The sequence below is a fragment of the Mycolicibacterium moriokaense genome (assembly GCF_010726085.1).
GTDB lineage: Bacteria > Actinomycetota > Actinomycetes > Mycobacteriales > Mycobacteriaceae > Mycobacterium > Mycobacterium moriokaense.
The window spans coordinates 3,355,177-3,375,741 of sequence record NZ_AP022560.1; the positions used below are offsets into that span (position 1 = coordinate 3,355,177).

At 68.1% G+C, this 20,565-nt stretch carries 21 protein-coding genes; 11 read left to right on the plus strand and 10 right to left on the minus strand.

All coding sequences use genetic code 11. From position 1 onward, the window contains the following. Nucleotides 1-42: 42 nt before the first annotated feature. The 7 genes from G6N43_RS16350 to G6N43_RS16380 form a co-directional block, all read right to left on the minus strand. A complete protein-coding gene (locus tag G6N43_RS16350) occupies nt 43-963 on the minus strand; it encodes a 3-methyladenine DNA glycosylase (RefSeq protein ID WP_083150743.1) in 921 nt (306 codons plus the stop codon). Continuing rightward, on the minus strand, nt 956-2,020 hold the full coding sequence (locus tag G6N43_RS16355) for a hemolysin family protein (RefSeq protein ID WP_083150744.1): 1,065 nt from the start codon (nt 2,018-2,020) through the stop codon (nt 956-958). Before G6N43_RS16355 ends, G6N43_RS16350 begins: the two co-directional genes overlap by 8 nt. Then, nucleotides 2,020-3,381, minus strand: coding sequence for a hemolysin family protein (locus tag G6N43_RS16360; RefSeq protein ID WP_083150745.1), 1,362 nt, complete (start codon nt 3,379-3,381; stop codon nt 2,020-2,022). The genes G6N43_RS16355 and G6N43_RS16360 overlap by 1 nt, the downstream gene beginning before the upstream one ends. Before the next feature lie 205 nt (nt 3,382-3,586). Further along, on the minus strand, nt 3,587-5,023 hold the full coding sequence (locus G6N43_RS16365; RefSeq protein WP_083150746.1) for a GuaB1 family IMP dehydrogenase-related protein: 1,437 nt from the start codon (nt 5,021-5,023) through the stop codon (nt 3,587-3,589). Between the two features lie 203 nt (nt 5,024-5,226). Then, nucleotides 5,227-6,687, minus strand: coding sequence for an NADP-dependent phosphogluconate dehydrogenase (gndA, locus tag G6N43_RS16370; protein WP_083150747.1), 1,461 nt, complete (start codon nt 6,685-6,687; stop codon nt 5,227-5,229). A gap of 54 nt (nt 6,688-6,741) precedes the next feature. Beyond that, entirely contained in the window at nt 6,742-7,677 is a 936-nt protein-coding gene (locus tag G6N43_RS16375; RefSeq protein ID WP_083150748.1) for a M56 family metallopeptidase, read from the minus strand. 14 nt (nt 7,678-7,691) lie between these two features. After that, entirely contained in the window at nt 7,692-8,108 is a 417-nt protein-coding gene (locus tag G6N43_RS16380; protein WP_083150986.1) for a BlaI/MecI/CopY family transcriptional regulator, read from the minus strand. 237 nt (nt 8,109-8,345) lie between these two features. On the opposite strand from G6N43_RS16380, the gene G6N43_RS16385 reads away from it, so the two are divergent. The 8 genes from G6N43_RS16385 to G6N43_RS16420 all read left to right on the plus strand — a co-directional run bounded on the left by G6N43_RS16385 (nt 8,346) and on the right by G6N43_RS16420 (nt 14,097). Beyond that, nucleotides 8,346-9,122, plus strand: a complete 777-nt coding sequence (locus tag G6N43_RS16385) for an iron reductase (protein ID WP_083150750.1) — start codon at nt 8,346-8,348, stop codon at nt 9,120-9,122. 165 nt (nt 9,123-9,287) lie between these two features. Beyond that, complete coding sequence (locus tag G6N43_RS16390) at nt 9,288-9,695, plus strand: PaaI family thioesterase (protein WP_083150752.1); 408 nt, start codon at nt 9,288-9,290, stop codon at nt 9,693-9,695. Nucleotides 9,696-9,746: 51 nt separating this feature from the next. Next, on the plus strand, nt 9,747-10,049 hold the full coding sequence (locus tag G6N43_RS16395; RefSeq protein WP_083150755.1) for an urease subunit gamma: 303 nt from the start codon (nt 9,747-9,749) through the stop codon (nt 10,047-10,049). Beyond that, on the plus strand, nt 10,046-10,378 hold the full coding sequence (locus tag G6N43_RS16400) for an urease subunit beta (RefSeq protein ID WP_083150757.1): 333 nt from the start codon (nt 10,046-10,048) through the stop codon (nt 10,376-10,378). Before G6N43_RS16395 ends, G6N43_RS16400 begins: the two co-directional genes overlap by 4 nt. A gap of 16 nt (nt 10,379-10,394) precedes the next feature. Then, entirely contained in the window at nt 10,395-12,116 is a 1,722-nt protein-coding gene (locus tag G6N43_RS16405) for an urease subunit alpha (RefSeq protein ID WP_083150760.1), read from the plus strand. A gap of 16 nt (nt 12,117-12,132) precedes the next feature. Next, the gene (locus G6N43_RS16410; RefSeq protein ID WP_083150762.1) at nt 12,133-12,768 is read left to right on the plus strand and encodes an urease accessory protein UreF; all 636 of its coding nucleotides are present in this window, start codon (nt 12,133-12,135) and stop codon (nt 12,766-12,768) included. A 28-nt stretch (nt 12,769-12,796) separates the two neighbouring features. Continuing rightward, a complete protein-coding gene (ureG, locus tag G6N43_RS16415) occupies nt 12,797-13,471 on the plus strand; it encodes an urease accessory protein UreG (RefSeq protein WP_083150764.1) in 675 nt (224 codons plus the stop codon). Next, on the plus strand, nt 13,471-14,097 hold the full coding sequence (locus G6N43_RS16420; RefSeq protein ID WP_083150766.1) for an urease accessory protein UreD: 627 nt from the start codon (nt 13,471-13,473) through the stop codon (nt 14,095-14,097). Before ureG ends, G6N43_RS16420 begins: the two co-directional genes overlap by 1 nt. Here G6N43_RS16420 and G6N43_RS16425 read toward each other — a convergent pair. From G6N43_RS16425 to G6N43_RS16435, 3 genes are all read right to left on the minus strand, one after another. Further along, entirely contained in the window at nt 14,094-15,467 is a 1,374-nt protein-coding gene (locus tag G6N43_RS16425) for a type II NADH:quinone oxidoreductase Ndh (protein ID WP_083150768.1), read from the minus strand. The two genes, G6N43_RS16420 and G6N43_RS16425, sit on opposite strands and share 4 nt — an antisense overlap. Nucleotides 15,468-15,574: 107 nt before the next feature. Further along, on the minus strand, nt 15,575-16,504 hold the full coding sequence (locus G6N43_RS16430; protein WP_083150770.1) for an LLM class F420-dependent oxidoreductase: 930 nt from the start codon (nt 16,502-16,504) through the stop codon (nt 15,575-15,577). A gap of 67 nt (nt 16,505-16,571) precedes the next feature. After that, complete coding sequence (locus G6N43_RS16435) at nt 16,572-17,243, minus strand: SDR family oxidoreductase (protein WP_083150772.1); 672 nt, start codon at nt 17,241-17,243, stop codon at nt 16,572-16,574. A gap of 202 nt (nt 17,244-17,445) precedes the next feature. On the opposite strand from G6N43_RS16435, the gene G6N43_RS16440 reads away from it, so the two are divergent. From G6N43_RS16440 to G6N43_RS16450, 3 genes are all read left to right on the plus strand, one after another. Continuing rightward, nucleotides 17,446-18,246 carry an ABC transporter permease gene (locus G6N43_RS16440; RefSeq protein ID WP_083150989.1) on the plus strand — a complete coding sequence of 267 codons (801 nt, stop codon included), beginning with the start codon at nt 17,446-17,448 and terminating at the stop codon, nt 18,244-18,246. Nucleotides 18,247-18,252: 6 nt separating this feature from the next. Next, the gene (locus G6N43_RS16445) at nt 18,253-19,311 is read left to right on the plus strand and encodes a sulfate/molybdate ABC transporter ATP-binding protein (protein WP_083150774.1); all 1,059 of its coding nucleotides are present in this window, start codon (nt 18,253-18,255) and stop codon (nt 19,309-19,311) included. A 220-nt stretch (nt 19,312-19,531) separates the two neighbouring features. After that, nucleotides 19,532-20,542, plus strand: a complete 1,011-nt coding sequence (locus G6N43_RS16450) for an alanine and proline-rich secreted protein Apa (RefSeq protein ID WP_083150776.1) — start codon at nt 19,532-19,534, stop codon at nt 20,540-20,542. Nucleotides 20,543-20,565: the final 23 nt, after the last annotated feature.

Genomic DNA, 20,565 nt, shown 5'->3' on the forward strand with positions numbered 1-20,565 from the left:
TCGCCTGCAAAGGCGCGTCGAACGCAGTGCCGTCGATCCAGCTTACCCGCGGGTAATCGCAGCTATTCCTGCGCTCACCGGTGCAGCGTCTCCGCGGACCACCAAGGCTGCGAGCAGGTCGTCGCACCGCTGCACAAGCCGCTCCCGCAGCGGCGCCGCCCGGTCGGCAACCTGCTGCTGGATCCGCACGTATTCGGCCCGTCCCGCCGGTGTCTCGATGGCGATCGGCTCGAATCCGTAGTCGTGAAGATCGTAGGGGCTGGCCCGCATGTCGAGTTCACGGGCCTGCGCCGCCACGTCGAGGCAGTCCATTACCAACGTCGAATCGACAAGTGGCCCCAGCTTGTAGGCGTACTTGTAGCAATCCATCGCCGCGTGCAGGCAGCCCGGCTGCTCCGAGCGGACCTGGCCGTCGCGGGTCAGCTGCTCACTGTTGAGCTCGGTCGCCGGCTCGGTGAAGAACCGGAAGGCGTCGAAGTGGCTGCACCGCAACGGCATCGACTCGACCACCGCATCCGTGCCTTCGGTACCCAAGCGCAGCGGCACGCGGTCATGGCGAACGGTCCGCGCCCGGTACACCATCGCCCACTCGTGCAACCCGAAGCAGTTCAGCCGCGCCGGCCGCGACGCGGTCGCGCGCAACAGCCCGGCGATGAACCGCACGGTCTCCGCGCGGCCCCGGAGGTAGTCCAGGGTGACGCTCACCCCGTGCGGTGCGCGGCCGTAGCCGGTGCGGCCCAGATAGCGAGTCGCGGAGTCACCCGCGAGCACCACTCCGAAACCCGGGTGCCACTTCCGCAGTTGTCGTGGCCGCAGGCTGTAGTAGGTGAACAGGAAATCCCATACGGGATGGGGCTCGCCTGCCGGTGAGCGGTAGACCCGCAGGAAGTCGTCGACGCGTTCCCGGTGCCGCTGCGCTCGGGCGGTCCAGTCGCCCTCGTCGAACACGAGGGCGTCAGACACGGTGGGTCCCGTCCCGCACGGTGCCGACGAGGTCCTCGACCAGGTCCTCCAGCGCGACCATCGCCGACACGCTGCCGTCGGGTGCGGTGAGCAGCGCCAGGTGGGCGTTGTCCCGCCGCAGCCTCGAGAGCGCGTCGGGCAACGACATCGACGCCGGAACCCGCGGCAGCGGCCGCACCATCGAGGCGTCCAGCACGGCGTCATCCTTGCGAGGGTCGTCGACCAGCGGCAGGACGTCCTTGATGTGCAGATACCCGACGAGCTCGCCGGACAGGCCGCTGACGGGGAAGCGTGAGTAGCCGGTTTCGGCGAGTGCCTCCTCGATCGCCGCCAGCGTGGGTCCGCAGCCCTCACGCGCGACCGGGACGGTGCGGATCTGGTCGAGCGGCATCGCCACATCGCTGGCGACACGGTTGCGGATCTGCAGTGCACGCGTCAGCCGGTTGTGCTCCTCCTGGTCGAGGAGGCCCTCCGACACCGACTCGGCGATCATCTCGGACAGCTCGACGGTCGACACCGTGACATCGAGCTCGTCCTTCGGTTCGACGCCCATGGCGCGCAACGTGATGTTGGCGCACCCGTTGTAGAAGGCGACGAACGGGCGGGCCAGCCGGATGTAGACCAGGTAGACCGGGATCAGCAGCATCGCCGCCGACTCCGGTCCGGCGATCGCGATGTTCTTCGGCACCATCTCGCCGAGCAACACGTGCAGCGTCACCACGACGGCCAACGCGACGAAGAACGACACGGTGTGCAGCACCGAATCCGGAATGCCGAACAGGTCGAACGGCTTCTCCAGCAGATGTGCGACCGCAGGCTCGCCGACCCGGCCCAGCAGGATCGAGCAGACGGTGATGCCCAGCTGGGCGCCGGCAAGCATCAACCCCAGGTTCTCGCCGGCGCGGATGACGGTCACCGCACTCTTCTTGCCCTGTTCGGCCAGCGCTTCGAGCCGGTCGCGGCGCGCCGAGATCAACGCGAACTCCGAAGCGACGAAGAACGCGTTCGCGCCGAGCAGCAGCACGGTGAGCAGCACGCCGAAGATGTCGCCGCCCATCAGCTCTCATCTCCCGCGCCACGCCGGCCGAGTTCGGTCAGCTCGAGCAGGTCGATGCGCCTGCCGTCCATACGAACCACGGTGGCCAGCCATCGGACCGGATCGTCCAGCGCGACACCGTCGGGATCGAACGCCGTCAGCTCCACCGACTCGGCCTGCTCGGGAATGTGCCCGAGCTTCTCCAGCACCAGCCCGCCGATCGTTTCGTAATCACCTTCTGGCGCACGGAAACCCGTCGCTTCGGCGACCTCGTCGATGCGCAGCAGCCCAGACACCTGCCAGCCCTTGCCCGCGGGGACCACGTCTGGCGGTTCGACGTCGTGCTCGTCGCGCACATCGCCGACGATCTCCTCGATGAGGTCCTCCATGGTGACCATCCCCGCGGTGCCGCCGTATTCGTCGACGACGAGCGCGGTCTGCAGGCCGTTGGCCCGGATCTGAGTCATCACCGCGTCGCCGTCGAGGGTGGACGGCACCTTGGCGACGGGCAGCGCCAGGCTGGCCAACGGCGTGGTGCTCCGCCGCTCCGGAGGCACCTCGAACACCTGCTTGACGTGTGCGATGCCGATGGTCTCGTCGAGGTCGCCCTGGATGATCGGGAACCGTGAGTGGCCGGTCTTGATGGCGGCGGCCACCAGGTCGGCGGCGGTGTCGTCGGATTCCAGCGCCTCGATCTTCGCCCGCGGGGTCATCAGTTCCTCGGCGGTGCGCTCACCGAACTGCAGGGACCGGTCGACGAGGATCGCGGTGGCCGGGTCCAGCGCACCGCTGCGCGCCGAGCTGCGCACCAGCGACACCAGCTCCTGCGGGGAGCGCGCCGAACGAAGCTCCTCCGCGGGCTCGATGCCCAGCCGCCGCAGGATCCAGTTGGCGGTGCCATTGGTCAGCCGGATCAGCGGGGTGAACAGCGTCGAGAACAGCAGCTGCGGCCCCGCCGACCAGCGTGCCGTCTGCACCGGCCTGGCGATCGCCAGGTTCTTCGGCACCAGCTCGCCGAACACCATCGACAGCGAGGTGGCGATCACCACGGCGAAGAACAACGCGAGTCCGCCCGCGAACCGACCGGGCACGCCGATGGCGTCGAGGCCGGGCCGAATCAGCCGCCCCACGACGGGTTCGGCCAGGTAGCCGGTCGCCAGCGTGGTGATCGAGATGCCCACCTGTGCGCCGGAGAGCTGGAACGACAACGTGCGGTGGGCCCGCTGCACCATCAGGTCACGACGGTTGCCGCTGCGCGCGTTGGCATCGACCGTGCTCCGTTCGAGTGCGGTCAGCGAAAACTCCGCGGCGACGAACACCGCGGTGCCGATGGTCAGCAGGATGATGGCGGCGATGGAGAGCAGCGAGGTGGCGAGGGTCATGCCGAGAGTCCTCGCGTCCTCGCCGGTAGTGAGCCGGGCCTTCCGCCCGGCCGACTAGAAGAGGGCTCGGCGTCGGGCGGTTCGTCGCCGGGCCGCTCGGCCCGGAAGCTCGCGGCCTCAACGGGTGCCTGCGGCACAGGGTCCCTTTCGAGTAGGCGCTGAAAAAGTGAGCTCTATGGTAGCCCGTCGCGGCAGGCCAAGGGGCTCACCAGCCGGTTGGCAGAGGATGACCCTCGGCGAACCCCGCCGGCGACTGCACGCCGAGCACGACCTTCTCGTGGAGTTCGGCGAGGTTGGTGGCGCCGACGTAGGTGCAGGTGCTGCGCACCCCGGAGGTGATGTGGTCGAGCAGGTCCTCCACGCCGCCCCGGGACGGGTCGAGCCCCATCCGAGACGTCGAGATGCCCTCCTCGAACAACGCCTTGCGGGCCTGGTCGAACGGGTCGTCGGCGGCGGTGCGTGCGGCGACGGCGCGCTTGGACGCCATGCCGTAGCTCTCCTTGTAGGGGCGGTCCTCGCGATCGCGCATGAGGTCGCCCGGCGACTCGTAGGTGCCGGCGAACCACGAGCCGATCATCACGTTCGACGCACCTGCGGCGAGTGCGAGCGCGACGTCGCGCGGGTGCCGGACGCCTCCGTCGGCCCACACGTGAGCGCCGAGTTGCTTTGCCGCAATGGCACATTCGAGCACCGCGGAGAACTGCGGCCGGCCCACGCCGGTCATCATCCGGGTGGTGCACATCGCGCCGGGTCCGACGCCGACCTTCACGATCGACGCGCCTGCCGAGATCAGGTCACGCGTGCCCTCGGCGGACACCACGTTGCCGGCCACCAGCGGCAGCCCGAGGTCCAGCGACGCGACGGCCTTGATGGCGTCCAGCATCTTGACCTGGTGGCCGTGTGCGGTGTCGATCACCAGCAGGTCGACGCCGGCCTCGGCCAGGCTGCGGGCCTTCGCGCCGACGTCGCCGTTGATGCCCACCGCCGCGGCGATGCGCAACCGGCCGTTGTCGTCGACCGCGGGGGTGTAGATGCCGGCCCGGATGGCCGCGGTACGGGTCAGCACACCGGCCAGCGTGCCGTCGGCCTCGGTCATGACAGCCACGTCGATCGGAGCATGTTCGAGCAGGTCGAATACCTTTCGCGGGTCCGTACCCACCGGCGCGCTGACGAAGTCGGACACCGCGATGTCGCGGACGCGGGTAAAGCGGTCCACGCCGACGCAACCGGCCTCGGTGACCAGTCCGATGGGCCGTCCCTCGAAGACGACGACGGCGGCGCCGTGGGCACGCTTGTGGATCAGGGCCATCGCATCCGACACCGAGTCGTCGGGGGAGAGCACCACCGGGGTGTCGACGACCAGGTCGCGGCTCTTGACGAAGTCGACGGTCTGCTGCACTGCTGCGGTCGGAAGGTCTTGCGGCAGAACGACAAGCCCACCGCGACGTGCCACGGTCTCGGCCATCCGGCGACCGGCGACCGCCGTCATGTTGGCGACCACCACCGGGATCGTCGTTCCCGAGCCGTCCGACGTGGACAGGTCGACGTCCATCCGCGACAGCACATCGGAACGGCTGGGAACGATGAAGACGTCGTTGTAGGTCAGGTCGAAGGCGGGCTCGTGGCCGTGAAGAAATTTCATCTCAGCCCAAGTCTAGTTGCCGCCGAGACATGCGCCACATGCGTCGAGACTGGGTGTGACGACGTCGGCGATACGGGTCAGCGCCGGTTGTAACCGCACGGCGGGAATTCGGCCGCGATCGCACCATGGCGTTACGCCCGTCGCCGGTATCGGCGCAAAGACGCAGAATCCGCCCGCAGTCTCGGCGAAATAGGCAGGCGTCCCTAGGCCTCGATCTCGCTGCGATCCCCGCTCCACAGTGTGTGGAACCGCGCGCTCGGGTCGGCATCGATGCGGCCATACGTATGCGCACCGAAGAAGTCGCGCAGGCCCTGCGTGAGCGCGGCGGGCAGCCGTTCCGTGCGCAGCCCGTCGTAGTACGACAACGCCGAGGAGAAGCCCGGGATCGGGATGCCCAGCTCGGTCGCGGTCACCACGACACGACGCCAGCTGTCGATCGCCGACTCGATGGCGCTGCGGAAGTACGGCGCCACGATCAGCGTCGGCAGCTCGGGGTTCTCGTCGAACGCCTCCTTGATGCGATTGAGGAACTTCGCCCGGATGATGCAGCCGCCGCGCCAGATCGTCGCCATATCGCCGGGGTTGATACCCCAGTTGTATTCCGCACTGCCCGCCTGGATCTGATTGAAGCCCTGCGCGTAGGCGATGATCTTCGATGCGTACAGCGCCTTGCTGACATCATCGATGAATTGCTCTGCATCACTGGGCTTCTCGCCGAGATCGCCGGATGCCAAACCCGTCGTTGCTTTGCGCTGGGCGACCGAGCCCGACAGCGCGCGAGCGAACACCGCCTCGGCGATCCCCGTCACGGGCACCCCGAGGTCCAGCGCCGACTTCACCGTCCACCGGCCGGTGCCCTTCTGCTCGGCCTCGTCGAGGATCAGGTCGACGAGCGGCTTGCCCGTCTTGGCGTCCGTCTGCCGCAACACCTCCGCCGTGATCTCGATGAGGAAGCTGTCCAGGTCGCCCTTGTTCCATTCGGCGAACACATCGGCGATCTCGGGCGCCGTCAGGCCCAATCCGTCACGCAGCAGCTGGTAGGCCTCGCCGATGAGCTGCATGTCCGAGTACTCGATGCCGTTGTGCACCATCTTCACGAAGTGCCCGGCGCCGTCGGGACCGATGTGGGTGCAGCAGGGCACCCCGTCGACGTGCGCGGAGATCTCCTCCAGGAGCGGTCCGAGCGACTTGTAGGACTCGGCGGGCCCGCCGGGCATGATCGACGGCCCCTTCAAGGCACCTTCCTCCCCGCCGGAGATGCCTGCGCCGACGAAGTGCAGCCCGCGCTCGCGGATCGCCTTCTCCCGACGGATGGTGTCGGTGTAGAGCGCGTTGCCGCCGTCGATGATGATGTCGCCTTCCTCCATCGCGTCGGCGAGCTCGTTGATCACGGCGTCGGTTGCTTCGCCGGCTTTGACCATGATGATCACCCGGCGCGGTTTCTCAAGGGCGGCAAGGAATTCGGGAATGGTTTCGCTGCGGATGAACTTGCCCTCCGAGCCGTGTTCGGCCAACAGCGCGTCGGTCTTGGCGACGGACCTGTTGTGCAGCGCCACGGTGTACCCGTGGTGTGCGAAGTTGCGCGCCAGGTTGGATCCCATCACGGCGAGGCCGGTGACCCCGATTTGAGCGGTTCCGTTCGTGGGATTCTCAGACGAGCTCATACGGGCAGCCTTTCGTTTTTTGTTGTGCAGAACCGGGCTACTACAGAAGAACGCCTAGACGGTGAACAAACGATTCAATTCGGTCAACCACGGCAGCACCACCGCTACGGTCGGCACCACCAGAACAGCCGCGGCGGCCACGTAGGCGCAGGCGGCCACCGCCAGGCTGTTGCCGTGGCCGCCGAGACGACGCACCCGGACCACGGTCGTCGGTCCGCCGGCAGCCAATGCGCCCGCAGGCGTGCGGCCCGTCGCACACGCCACCAACGCGCGGGCGAGGGGAGTCGGACCGGCCGCGCGCACCGCCGCATCGTCGGCCAGCATCTCAATCAGCAACCGCACGGCGTCGAGTGCGCTCGCACTGCGCACGAACCGCGGGAACGCCGCATGCACCGCCATGAACATCTCGAGCACCAGATCGTGCCGTGCCCGCAGATGCGCGCGCTCGTGCGTCAGGATCGCGGCAATCTCGTTGTCCGCCAACGTCGTCAGTGTGCCCTCGCTGACCACCACCCGACTCCGCACGCCGGGGAGGCAGTAGGCCAGTGGCTCCTCGACGTCGAGAATGCGCAGACCGTGCCCCGCGTGGGTGTGCTTCCGCGATATGCCCACCAGGTCGACGACCATCCGGTGATGTGCGCGCCTGCGCCGGGTGGCGACCGCGACCTGCACGACGGCGATCGCGAGCCGGGCTCCGATCACGAGGGTCAGTGCGAGCACCGCGACGTAGGCGAGCCACAACGGCCAGCCGAGCGCGTCTATCTCGCTGGCGAGGGTCGCGGTCGGCCTGCCGTCGCGTCCGGGCGCAAAAAGCCTGCTGGCGATCGCGATTCCCGCGGAGAACGCCGACAGGACCGCGGCAAGGGCGATGGCCTGCCACAGCACGATCGCCGCCCGCGGAGCCCGCGACGGCCACGACGCCCGCGCCAGCATCGCAGGCACCGGTCCCGACAGGACCAGCGCCATGACGGTGAAGGCCAGCGCGGACACGCTGTAAGTGTCTCTCAGCCGGTGCCCGGATTACCAGCGGGTGGCGCTATCCGGTGTTTGTCTTCCAGCTCGGCCAGAGCGCGCCGCAGAGCCGCCGCTTCATCGGCGCCCACGCGCTCGACGAAGTGCACGAGCGCGGCCTCGCGCCCGCCCGAGTCGGCGGCCTGATCCAGGGCGTCGACCATCAATCCGGCGACGAGTTCGTCGCGGCCGTGCGTGGGGGCGTATCGATGGGCGCGATCATCGCGGTGCTGAACGACGAGATTCTTCTTCGCGAGCCGCTGCAGCACGGTCATGATCGTGGTGTACGCCAGGTCGCGCCTGGCCGACAGCGCCTCGTGAACCTGGCGCACGGTCTGGGGTTCTCGCGCGGACCACAGGTGGTCCATCACCGCGCGTTCCAATTCCCCTAAACGCGTCAATTTGGCCATCTTGTTCATCTCCTAGAGACGGTAGATCCAGCGTACTACGGGTTTACTACCGAGCGTCGTATCGCGCACGGCCTACGTCGCCGAGCACGCCGTCGTGCGCAGCGACAGGACGATTTCGCCGTCGTCCTTTCGAGGTCACCGCCCCTGCGCCCCACCCTGTGAGTCGAGTCACAGGGTCTAGCCCTGGTGATCGGCCTGACTATAGTAAGGCTAACCTAAGCTACTTCGGGAGGTCTCATGACGGTTCTGGTCGACGACCCGCTCATCGCGAGCATGGAGATCGAGCAGATGCTGCCGTTGCACGAGTCGAGCCGCCGCTTGCGCGAGCTTTATCCCGAATGTCCGCGCGTCTACGGCGTCGCCGTGATGGGCGACCTCTCGCGCCGGCGGTGGTGGCCACTGATGCAGGCGCTGACGACCGACCGGCTGCACTCGATGTTCCAACTGGCTTCCGAGGAGACCGAGAACCGCGCCGCGGTGGCCCAGCAGCTGGCCGCGACCCTGGCGCACGTGGTGATCGGCCGCGTCGTACCGCTGCTCGTGCTGGAGGGCCGCGCCTGGGATACCGGTCTGGAGAACCTGTGGGTGCACGTCGATTCCGAGGGTGCGATCGATTGGGTCGGGGTCGTGGATCCGATGGTGCGCGCGCTGCCCGACGATCCGTTCTTCGCGGGACGGTCGGTGCGCGTGCGTAATTCGGCACGGGACGGGATCGTCGCCCTGCCCAACGAGGCGGCGCTGACGACGTGGATCGCCCACCGCAGCCACCGCACCCTGGAGCCGCTGTTCGCCAAGCTCGCACAGGTCAGTGATTCGGCGATTTCCATCGCCTCGATGTGGCACATCGTCGGTGCCGCGGTGGTGGGCGCCGCGACGCAGGTGCCGCTGCTGGCGGGTTCCAGCGAGGTGACGAGCATGCGACGCGGTCAGGCGGTACTCGATGCGCTGGTCGGATTCGGGCTGCCCGTGCGGGGCCTGACGAGGACACCTGCAGGGAAGGTCTTGCTTAATTAGGGCAGCCTTGCCTATGCTCCAGGAGCGAAAGAACGTGTACCACCGGACCGCGCCGGAGTCCTGAGGGCTGCAGTGACTCCCGGTCCACACGAAGGACAGGCCCCGCACCATGTGCGGGGCCTGTCCGCTTTTGGGGTCACCGAAGCGACCGTGTAGACAATCTGCGTGACCTCAGACATCCCCTCCGGCTTGGGTGCCGGGTTCGACAAAGAGATCGGCCTCGAATTCGTCGAGCTGAGCCCCGACGGGGGCACCGCGCGCCTGCATATCGACGACCGACTGCTGCAACCGTGGGGGATCGTGCACGGCGGCGTGTACTGCGCGATCATCGAGAGCCTGGCCAGCGTGTCCGGGCAGCTGTGGCTGAGCGAGAACGGCGGCGGCAACGTCGTGGGGGTCAACAACAACACCGATTTCTTGCGCGCGATCTCCTCGGGCACGGTCACGGCGGTCTCGACCCCCATTCACCGCGGCCGTAGCCAACAGCTCTGGTTGATCACGATCACCGACGAGAACGAGCGGGTGGTGGCGCGGGGCCAGGTGCGGCTGCAGAATCTGGCCGCCAAGCCCTAGCCGCCGCTGCTCGCGCTGCTGAGGTATGCGGGGCGTGGCAATATCCCCGGCATGCGATTAACGCCGCATGAACAGGACCGGTTGCTGTTGTCATACGCCGCTGAACTGGCACGTCGCAGGCAGGCTCGTGGCCTCAAGCTCAATCACCCCGAGGCGGTCGCGTTGATCACCGATCACCTCCTGGAGGGGGCCCGCGACGGTCGCACGGTCGCGGAGCTGATGGCCAGTGGCCGTGAGGTTCTCAGCCGCGACGACGTGATGGACGGCGTTCCGGAGATGCTCGAGGACGTCCAGGTGGAGGCGACGTTCCCCGACGGTACGAAACTCGTGACCGTCCACCATCCGATCCCATGACCGCCGACCGCCCGGCGTGGGCCCCCGGCGAAATCGTCTACGGGGACGGCGATATCGAGATCAACGCGGGCGCGCAGCGACTCGAGATGGAGATCGTCAACACCGGTGACCGACCCGTCCAGGTCGGCAGTCACGTGCATCTGCCGCAGAGCAATGCCGCGCTGCAGTTCGACCGCGACGCCGCCCACGGTCACCGGCTCGACGTTCCCGCCGGCACGGCGGTGCGGTTCGAACCCGGTGTCGCGCAGCGGGTCCGGCTGGTTCCACTGACCGGTTCGCGTGAGGTGCACGGGCTGAGCCTGCAGCCGCCGGGCAAATTGGACAAGTGATGAGCAGAGGACACAGATGAGCGCTGTTTCCCGGTCCAGATACGCCGCGCTGTTCGGCCCGACCACCGGCGACCGCATCCGGCTGGCCGACACGGATCTGTTCGTCGAGATCACCGAGGACCGCAGTGGCGGCCCGGGACTGGCCGGCGACGAGGCGGTATTCGGTGGCGGTAAGGTGCTGCGCGAGTCGATGGGCCAGGGCCGCGCATCCCGCGCCGACGGTGCACCCGACACGGTGATCACGGGTGCCGTGATCATCGATTACTGGGGAATCATCAAGGCGGACATCGGACTTCGCGACGGCCGCATCTGCGCGATCGGCAAGTCCGGCAATCCCGACATCATGTCCGGGGTTCATCCTGATCTGGTTGTCGGCCCGTCGACCGAAGTCATCGCAGGCAACGGACGCATCGTCACCGCGGGGGCGATCGACTGTCACGTGCACCTGATCTGTCCGCAGATCAAGGAGGAAGCGCTCGGCGGTGGCATCACGACGATCATCGCGGGCGGCACCGGACCCGCGGAGGGCAGCAAGGCCACCACCGTGACGCCGGGGGCATGGCATCTGGGCCGCATGCTGGAGGCGCTGGACTCGTGGCCGATGAACATCGCGTTGCTCGGCAAGGGCAACACGGTGAGCGGCGAGGCGATGTGGGAGCAGTTGCGCGGTGGCGCAGCAGGTTTCAAGCTCCACGAGGACTGGGGCACGACCCCGGCCGCGATCGATGCGTGCCTGACCGTGTGTGAAGCCGCTGGAGTGCAGGCCAACATCCACACCGACACCCTCAATGAGGCCGGGTTCGTCGAGGACACGCTCGCCGCGATCAAGGGCCGGTCGATCCACGCGTATCACACCGAGGGCGCCGGCGGCGGCCACGCACCTGACATCATCACCGTTGCAGGCCATCCCAACGTGCTGCCGAGTTCGACCAACCCGACGCGGCCGCACACGGTGAACACGCTCGACGAGCATCTCGACATGTTGATGGTGTGCCACCACCTCAACCCAAGCGTTCCCGAGGATCTCGCGTTCGCCGAGAGCCGGATTCGGCCGTCCACCATCGCCGCCGAGGACCTGCTGCACGACATCGGCGCGATCTCGATGATCGGCAGCGATGCCCAGGCGATGGGCCGCATCGGCGAGGTGGTCATTCGGACGTGGCAGACCGCACACGTGATGAAGCGCCGCCGCGGATTCCTGCCGGGGGATACGCGTGCCGACAACACCCGGGCGCAGCGCTACGTCGCGAAGTATACGATCTGCCCGGCCGTCGCCCACGGCCTGGACCACGAGATCGGCTCGGTGGAGGTCGGCAAGCTCGCCGACCTCGTGCTGTGGGAGCCGGCGTTCTTCGGTGTGCGCCCCCACGCGGTGGTCAAGGGCGGCATGATCGCCTGGGCGGCAATGGGAGACGCCAACGCGTCGATTCCCACGCCGCAGCCCGTGCTGCCGCGGCCGATGTTCGGTGCCGAGCCCGCGGCGGCCGCGGCGACGTCCGTGCATTTCGTATCCCAGCAGGCAGTCGACGACGGGCTCGCCGAGCGGCTAGCCGTCAACCGCCGACTCGTCGCCGTCAAGAATGTCCGCGGTGTCGGCAAGGCGCAGATGCCTTACAACGACGCGCTTCCCGAGATCGAGGTCGACCCCGATACCTTCACCGTCCGCATCGACGGCGAGGTGTGGCAGGAGGACCCCGCCGTCGAATTGCCGATGGCGCAACGCTATTTCCTGTTCTAAGGGGTTCGACGTCTCGATGACCAACCTGGCGACGCTGCTGACGCTTTCGGACTCGCGGCTGCCCACGGGCGGCCACGTGCATTCCGGCGGCGTCGAGGAGGCCGTCGCCGAGGGGCTGGTCCGCGATCTCGCGACGCTGCGGGCGTTCCTGTGCCGGCGGATCCGCACCACCGGGTTGGTGAGCGCGTCGATCGCCGCCGCCGTGCACGGCGGCAGCCTGAGCGTCACCCAGGCCGACCGCGAGATCGACGCCCGCACACCGGCGCCCGCGGCCCGCCAGGCGTCCCGTGCGCAGGGGCGTGGCCTGCTGCGGCTGGCGCGACGGGTCTGGCCGGACGAGCGCTGGGAAGGGTTGGGCGCCACCCCGCATCTGCCCGTGGTCGCGGGTGAGGTGGGTGCGGCCAGCGGCCTGGAACCGGAGCAGACGGCGCTGACGGTGGTCTACACGACAATGACCAACTCGGCGACCGCCGCGCAACGGCTGCTCGCGCTCGACCCCGGGGATGTCGCGGCGTTGACGTTCGAGCTCGCAGCGTTGTGCGACCAGACCGCGGTGTCGGCGTGTAAGGAGCTGGCCGACCTGTCCGATCCGCTGCTCGACGTGCTGGCCCAGCGACACAGCCACCGCGAGCGACCGTTGTTCGCCTCTTGACGAGACCCCTGAAGAGAAGAGCCCTTACATGCCACCGCATTTCCTCGACGGTCAGCCGCACGGTCATGCCGATCGCCCCAAGCGTCAGCGGACGGCGGGGGAGCCGCTGCGCGTCGGCGTCGGCGGACCCGTCGGTTCGGGCAAGACGGCGCTCGTCGCCGCGCTGTGCAGGCAACTGCGTGACGAGCTGTCACTCGCCGTGCTGACCAACGACATCTACACCACCGAGGACGCCGACTTCCTACGCCGTCACGCGGTGCTGCCCGACGGCCGGATCGCTGCGGTGCAGACCGGTGGCTGCCCGCACACCGCGATCCGCGACGACATCACCGCCAACCTCGACGCGATCGACGACCTCATCGCCGGCAACGAACGGCTCGATCTCATCCTCGTCGAGTCCGGCGGCGACAACCTCACGGCCACCTTCTCGTCGGGGCTCGTCGACGTCCAGATCTTCGTCATCGACGTCGCCGGTGGCGACAAGGTGCCGCGGAAGGGCGGACCCGGGGTGACCTACTCGGACCTGCTGGTCATCAACAAGACCGACCTGGCGCCGCTCGTCGGAGCCGACCTGGACGTGATGCGCCGCGACGCGGCCGCGGTCCGCGACGGCCGTCCCGCGGTGCTGATCTCGCTGACCGAAGACCCTGCCGCGACGGACGTGCTGACGTGGGTGCGTGCACAGTTGCGGGTGCCGGTCTGATGCGGTCCGACGTGCTCATCGTCGCGCGCCGTGACCGGCGGCCGCGCATCGAATCCACGGGTGGGCTCGCCGCACGCGAAACCGAAAGCGACACCGTGCATCTGGTGTCGACAGCGGCGACCCCGCTCGGCGGCGACTCCGTCCGCGTGCGCATCGTCGTGGAACCGGGCGCCCGCCTGCGGGTGCGGACAGTCGCGGCGACGGTGACACTGCCCGGTGCGAGCACCCATGAGTCACATGCGATCTGGGACCTGGAGGTCGCGGGTGAGCTCGACCTCGATCCGGAACCCACGGTCGTCGCCGCCGCCTCCCGGCACCTCACGTCGACACGCCTTGCACTCGACGGGGCGGGTCGCGCCCGGCTGCGTGAACGCATTCAGATCGGCAGAAGCGGTGAGCGGCAGGGGTTCTGGTCCGGGTCGTTGCACGCCGACGTCGACGGGTCGGCGTTGTTGCGTCATCGCGTCGAACTGGGCCGCGGCTCGGTGGCCGACGACGAGTTGTCCGCGCCGATGGCATGCATCAGCGAATTGCACTATCCCGAAACGAAAGTCGACACCGCAGGCATGGCGCTCGCGTTGGCCGGTGGCGGCTGCCTGTCGACCTGGCAGGGTGAGCGGCTCTAGACCGCCGCTCTGTCCGGATCCTGTACCAGGGCCGCAATCTCCTCGAGCTCTTCGATCCTGGTTCTGGCGTACGCCTGCTGTTCGGTGATGGTGAGGTTGCCGCGCGCCGTCGACAGGAACGTCACCGTCCACGACACCAGCGTGGTGAGCTTGCGCCGGAACCCGACCAGGTACACCAGGTGCAGCACCAGCCACGCCAGCCAGGCGATGAAGCCGCCGAACTCCAGCGGTCCGATCTTCGCGACCGCCGAGAACCGCGACACCGTCGCCATGGAGCCCTTGTCGAAGTACTGGAACGGCTCGCGCTTTTCGGGGTCGGCGCCCTTCAGCTCCGCCTTGATGGCCTTGGCGGCGTACCGGCCGCCCTGAATGGCGCCCTGCGCCTGGCCGGGAACGCCTTCGACGGCGGCCATGTCGCCGACGACGAACACGTTGCGGTGTCCGGGAACGGTGAGGTCGGGCAGTACCTTCACCCGGCCCGCCCGGTCGACCTCGGCGCCGCACTGTTCGGCGATGTCGCGGCCGAGGGGGCTCGCCGACACACCGGCCGACCAGACCTTGGTCGCGCACTCGATGCGCCGGAATTCGCCGCTGGGATCCTTGACGGTGATGCCGTTGCGGTCGACGTCGGTGACCATCGCACCGAGCTGGATCTCGACACCCATCTTCTCCAGCCGCGCCTGAGCCTTCTTGCCGAGCTTCTCACCCATCGGAGGAAGCACGGCCGGCGCAGCGTCGAGCAGGATCACCCGGGCGGTGGTCGTATCGATGTGGCGGAACGAACCTTTCAGCGTGTGATCGGCGAGTTCGGCAATCTGCCCGGCCATTTCGACGCCCGTCGGCCCGGCCCCGACGACGGTGAACGTCAGCAGCTTCTCGCGGCGGGCGGGATCGTTCGACCGCTCGGCCTGCTCGAAGGCGCCCAGGATGCGGGCACGCAACTCCAGCGCGTCGTCGATCGACTTCATGCCCGGCGCCCACTCCGCGAAATGATCGTTGCCGAAGTAGGACTGGCCGGCACCGGCCGCGACGATCAGCGTGTCGTACGGGGTGACGTACGTGTGCCCGAGCAGCTCGGACTTCACGGTCTGATTGGTCAGGTCGATGTGCGTGACGTTGCCGAGCAGCACCTGCGCGTTCTTTTGCTTGCGCAAGATCATCCGGGTCGGCGGGGCGATTTCACCCGACGGGATGATGCCCGTCGCGACCTGGTACAGCAGCGGCTGGAACAGGTGGTGGGTGGTCTTGGCGATCAGCTTGATGTCGACGTCGGCCCGCTTGAGCGCCTTGGCGGCGGTCAACCCGCCGAACCCCGAACCGATGATGACGACTTTGTGCCTATCAGTTGCAGTGGCTCCGGGATGGCTCATGTTCGGGCTCCTCGACGTCACGTGCATTTCTTATCCATTACGGTAGTCGCCCGAACCTCGGATGGCCGCATCGGTGGGCTGTGGTGTTTCCCACGTCAGGGCGGGATTTACCCCGTCAGATGCGGTTTCAACGCCTCCGCGACCGCCGTGACGCCGCCGGGCTGATAGCCGTTGAGGCTCGTCACCGGGCTCAGGATGACGCCGGTGATGCCCGCGTCGAGCACCTTGGTCTTGATCTGCTCGGCGACCCGCTCGGCGCTGCCGAACACCGCCTGCTGCCTGAAGTCCTCCGGGATCAGGTCTTCGGTGACGTTCTCGTCGATGATCGCGATCACCAGCATGCTCGTCTCGAGCGTGGCCGGGTCACGACCGATCTCCTCGCAGCGGGCCTTGACCACGTCCAGCTTGCGGCGCAGCTCGTCGAAGCCCGCGATGACGTTCAAGTGGTCGAAGTACTTGACCGCCAACGGAATCGTCTTCTTCTCGCCGCTGCCGCCGATCATCAGCGGAATGTGTTCGCGGAAGCGGGGTTCGGCCATGGCCTCTTTTGTGCGGTAATACTTTCCGTTGAACGTCGGCCGCTCGCCCTTGAGCATCGGCAGGATGATCTCCAGCGCCTCGCCGAGCTTGTTGAAACGATCGGTGAACGTGCCGAACTCGTAGCCAAGGGAATCGTGTTCGAGTTCGTACCAGCCCGTGCCGATGCCCAGGATCGCGCGGCCCTGGCTGATCACGTCGAGGGTGGTGATGGCCTTGGCCAGCAGCGTGGGATTGCGGTAGGTGTTCCCGGTGACCAACGTGCCCAACTGGACCCGCTCGGTCGCGGTCGCCAGCGCCCCCAGCGCGGTGTACGCCTCGAGCATCGGTTGGTCCGGGGTGCCGAGACCCGGCAGTTGGTAGAAGTGGTCCATGACGAAGACGGAGTCGAAGCCTGCGGCCTCGGCTTCCTGAGCCTGCGCGATCACCGTGGGGAAGATTTCGGCGACGCCGGTGCCGTACGAGAAGTTGGGGATCTGAAGTCCGAGTTTGATGGTCACGCCTTTACGTAACCACAACTAACCGGGGCGGTCACCCCGCTTTAGCTTCGGGCGAACGAGGGAATATTCAGCCGAAGTTTGCGAGCGCGCCGTGGCTGACGTGCAGCGTCTGCCCGGTGATGTGGCGCGCGGCCGGCGTGGTCAGGAACAATGCGAGCCGGCTGATCTCCTCGGCCACCGACGGCGGCGTACGCGTCAGCCCGTCGTAGCCGGGTTCGGCGCTGCGGCCCGATGCGACCGTGTTGACGGTGATGCCGCGGATCCCGAAGTGCGTCGCCTGCCCGGCGGTCCAGTCGGACACCGCCGCCTTGATGGCGGCTCCGGCGCTGCCCTCGGCCGGGTTCTCGGGAACGACGTTGATGATCGTCCCGCCCGACCGGAGGTGATCGCCGAGGATCTGCACGGTGAGCACGGCCGAGAGCGCGGTGCTCTCGAGCGCCTTGCGCCACGCCGTGGCCAGGTCGGCCAGCGAATACGTCCGCGGGTCGCCGCCGTCCCAGTCCGGGGCGGGCACGTTGACGATGGTGTCCAGGTGGTGGGGGAAATGACTCCGCGCCGCCTCGAGGCTCGCGGGGTCGGTGTTGTCGAGGACGATGGCATCGACCTCGAGTTCCTTCGCGGTCACCTCGAGGTCGTCGCGGCGTGCGCCGACGATGACGACCCGGTGCCCCGCGTCACGGAAGTTTTCTGCGATCGTCCGGCCCAGATCGGTGTCGCCGCCGGTGACAAGCACCTCCATCGCAAGGACCTCCTCCGTGTTCAACGCTGAACCCCAGTCGTTGCACCAGAATGTTACTGGACAGTAGCTACTGGAGGAAACACGGCACGCAGCACTTGGGCCCACATCGCCTCCGAAGTGCCATAGGGTCGTGATCTGTGAAGCCCACCGCGGCGGTGACCAGCTCGAACATCGGCCCCATTTCCGCAGCTCGCGCCACGCCTTGACCTCGTCGGCCGTCCTCCCTCGCTGGATCTACCTCCCGGCCGCGCTCGGGGCGTTGTTCGTCGCCGTTCCGCTCGTGGCGGTGGCGGCCAAGGTCGACTGGCCGCGGTTCTGGTCGTTGATCACCAGCCCGGCATCGCTGTCGGCGTTGGAGCTGAGCCTGAAAACCGCCGCGGCGAGCACCGTGCTCTGCCTGATCCTGGGTGTCCCGATGGCGCTGGTGTTGGCTCGCAGCGAGACCAGGGTGGTCCGGATGGTTCGGCCGTTGATCCTGCTGCCGCTGGTGCTTCCGCCGGTGGTCGGCGGCATCGCGCTGCTCTACGCGTACGGCCGCCTGGGCCTGATCGGCCAGTACCTGGATGCCGCGGGGATCCAGATCGCGTTCACCACGACCGCCGTCGTGCTGGCGCAGACGTTCGTATCGCTGCCGTTCCTGGTCATCTCGCTGGAGGGCGCCGCGCGCACCGCCGGTAACGACTTCGAGGTGGTCGCCGCGACCCTGGGTGCGAAGCCCACGACGGTGTGGTGGCGGGTGACGCTGCCACTGCTGGCTCCCGGGCTGGTGTCCGGCGCGGTGCTGGCTTTCGCGAGGGCGCTGGGGGAGTTCGGCGCTACGCTGACGTTCGCGGGTTCCCGCGAGGGCGTCACACGCACACTTCCGCTGGAGATCTATCTTCAGCGGGAGAGCGACGCCGACTCCGCGGTCGCGCTGTCGTTGCTGCTCGTCGTGGTCGCCGCGGTCGTCGTCGTCGGTCTTGGCAGCAGGCGGCTGCGTGCCGGGGGCGCCAATGCGTGGTGAGTCATCGTGACGGGCATCAGTGTGCGCGCTGTGGTCGAAAACCGCGGTGTTGACATCGAATTCGCGGTTGCCGCCGGAGAGGTCCTCGCCGTGCTGGGCCCCAACGGGGCGGGCAAGTCGACGACCCTGCACGTGATCGCGGGGCTGGTGCGGCCCGATGACGGCGTCGTTCATGTCGGTGGCCGCGTGTTGACCGACACCGAGACCGGCACGCATGTCGCCACTCATGACCGCCGGGTCGGGCTGCTGTTGCAGGATCCGCTGTTGTTTCCGCATCTGAGCGTCGCCGCCAACGTCGCGTTCTCGCCGCGCAGCTCCAAAGCGGATGCGGCGCGCTGGCTGGACGAGGTCGAGGCAGGCGACCTTGCCGATCGCATGCCGCGACAGCTGTCCGGGGGGCAGGCGCAACGGATCGCCCTGGCTCGCGCGCTGGCGGCTGAGCCGGATGTCCTGCTGCTCGACGAGCCGTTGGCCGGCCTGGACGTCGGGGTGGCCGCCACCATGCGCACGCTGCTGAGCCGGGTGATGGTCCGCGACGGCCGATCGGCGGTGCTGATCACCCACGACCTGGTCGACGTGCTGACCCTCGCCGACACGGTGCTCATCCTCGAGGAGGGCAAGATCGCCGAAAAGGGTTCGACCGCATCGGTTTTAGCGTCGCCGAGGAGCAAGTTCGGGGCGCGAGTCGCCGGTGTGAACCTCGTGATCGGCACCGCGGGCGACGACGGAGTGCTGACGACGCCGTGGGCGTCCTCCTGGCATGGCGTCGCCGGGCCCGATGTCGTCGCGGGACGCCCCGCGGTCGCCTTGTTCTCGCCGACGGCCGTCGCTGTGTACCGGGACAAGCCGCACGGCAGCCCCCGCAACACGATCGCCGTGACCGTCGCCGAACTCGACAGCCACGGATCGTCGATCCGGGTGCGCGCCGAGGATCAGCCAGACGGTGCGCCCGGTCTGGCCGCCGACATCACCACCGATTCGGCGGCCGAACTGCGGCTGACGCCGGGGGAGCAGGTGTACTTCTCGGTGAAGGCCCAGGAGGTCACCCTGCTCCCGAGCCCGTAACGGTGGGGCTCATCGCCGCGAATTAACGACTGGAACGCACCACACCCGCGCCCACCCGGCACCGACGCGGCCCGCGCCACGCGTGGGGGCTTCGTCATGTGTCAGCAATCATCGATTATCCCGCTTACAGGGGATTCATAGCTTCTAGCAATGTCACAATTCGGCACATTTAGAGCACCACACACTTGCGTCACGACGGTAACACGGTAGTTTCTTTCCCATGGATCAGCCGGACGCCATGGGCGCACACCGCAAGGGCCTCTCGAAGTCGCTGGCGCTCGCAGCGCTGACCGGCGCCACCGCAGTGGCGCTGGCGCTGCCGTCGATCGCGCAAGCGCAGCCGGAGCCCACGCCGACGCCAGAGCCGCCGCCAAGCGGCAACACGTTCATTCAGGGGCCACCGCCTCCGCCCGCGGACCCGAACGCACCGCCGCCCCCGCCGGCGGATCCGAATGCACCAGCACCGCCGCCTGCGGATCCCAACGCACCGCCGGCCCCACCCGCGGATCCGAACGCACCGGCCCCGCCGCCCGTCGACCCGGGCCGGGTCGACAACGCCGCCGGCGGACTGAGCTTCGTCGTGCCCGCCGGCTGGAAGGTCTCCGACGCCACCCAGCTCTCGTACGGCCAGGTGCTGTTGACGAAGATCGCGCCCGAAGGCGCTGAGCCGCCGAACGATACGAGCGTGCTCCTCGGACGGCTCGACCTCAAGCTGTTCGCAGGTGCCGAAACCGACAACACCAAAGCGGCGCAACGGCTTGCGTCGGATATGGGCGAGTTCTTCATGCCGTTCCCCGGCACTCGTGTGAACCAGCAGACGGTTCAACTCGATGCGGCGGGTATGCCCGGTGTGGCGTCGTACTACGAGGTGAAGTTCACCGACACCAACAAGCCGACCGGTCAGATCTGGGCCGGCGTGGTCGGTGAGCCCGTCGAGCCCGGCACGCCGCGCGGCCAGCGGACCCCGCAGCGCTGGTTCGTCGTCTGGCTCGGAACCGAAACCAACCCGGTGCCAAAGGAAGAGGCCATCGCGTTGGCCAACTCGATCCGGCCGTACACGCCGCCCGCGGCGCCTCCGCCACCGGACCCGAACGCACCGCCTCCGCCGGCCGATCCGAACGCACCGCCGCCTCCGCCGGCTGACCCCAACGCGCCGCCCGCGCGGCCGGGTGTCGGCGTCGCTGTGCCGGTGGCACCCGAGGCAGCGCCGGGAATGCTCCCGCCGTCCTGACGGACTGACGGAACGCCGCGGGC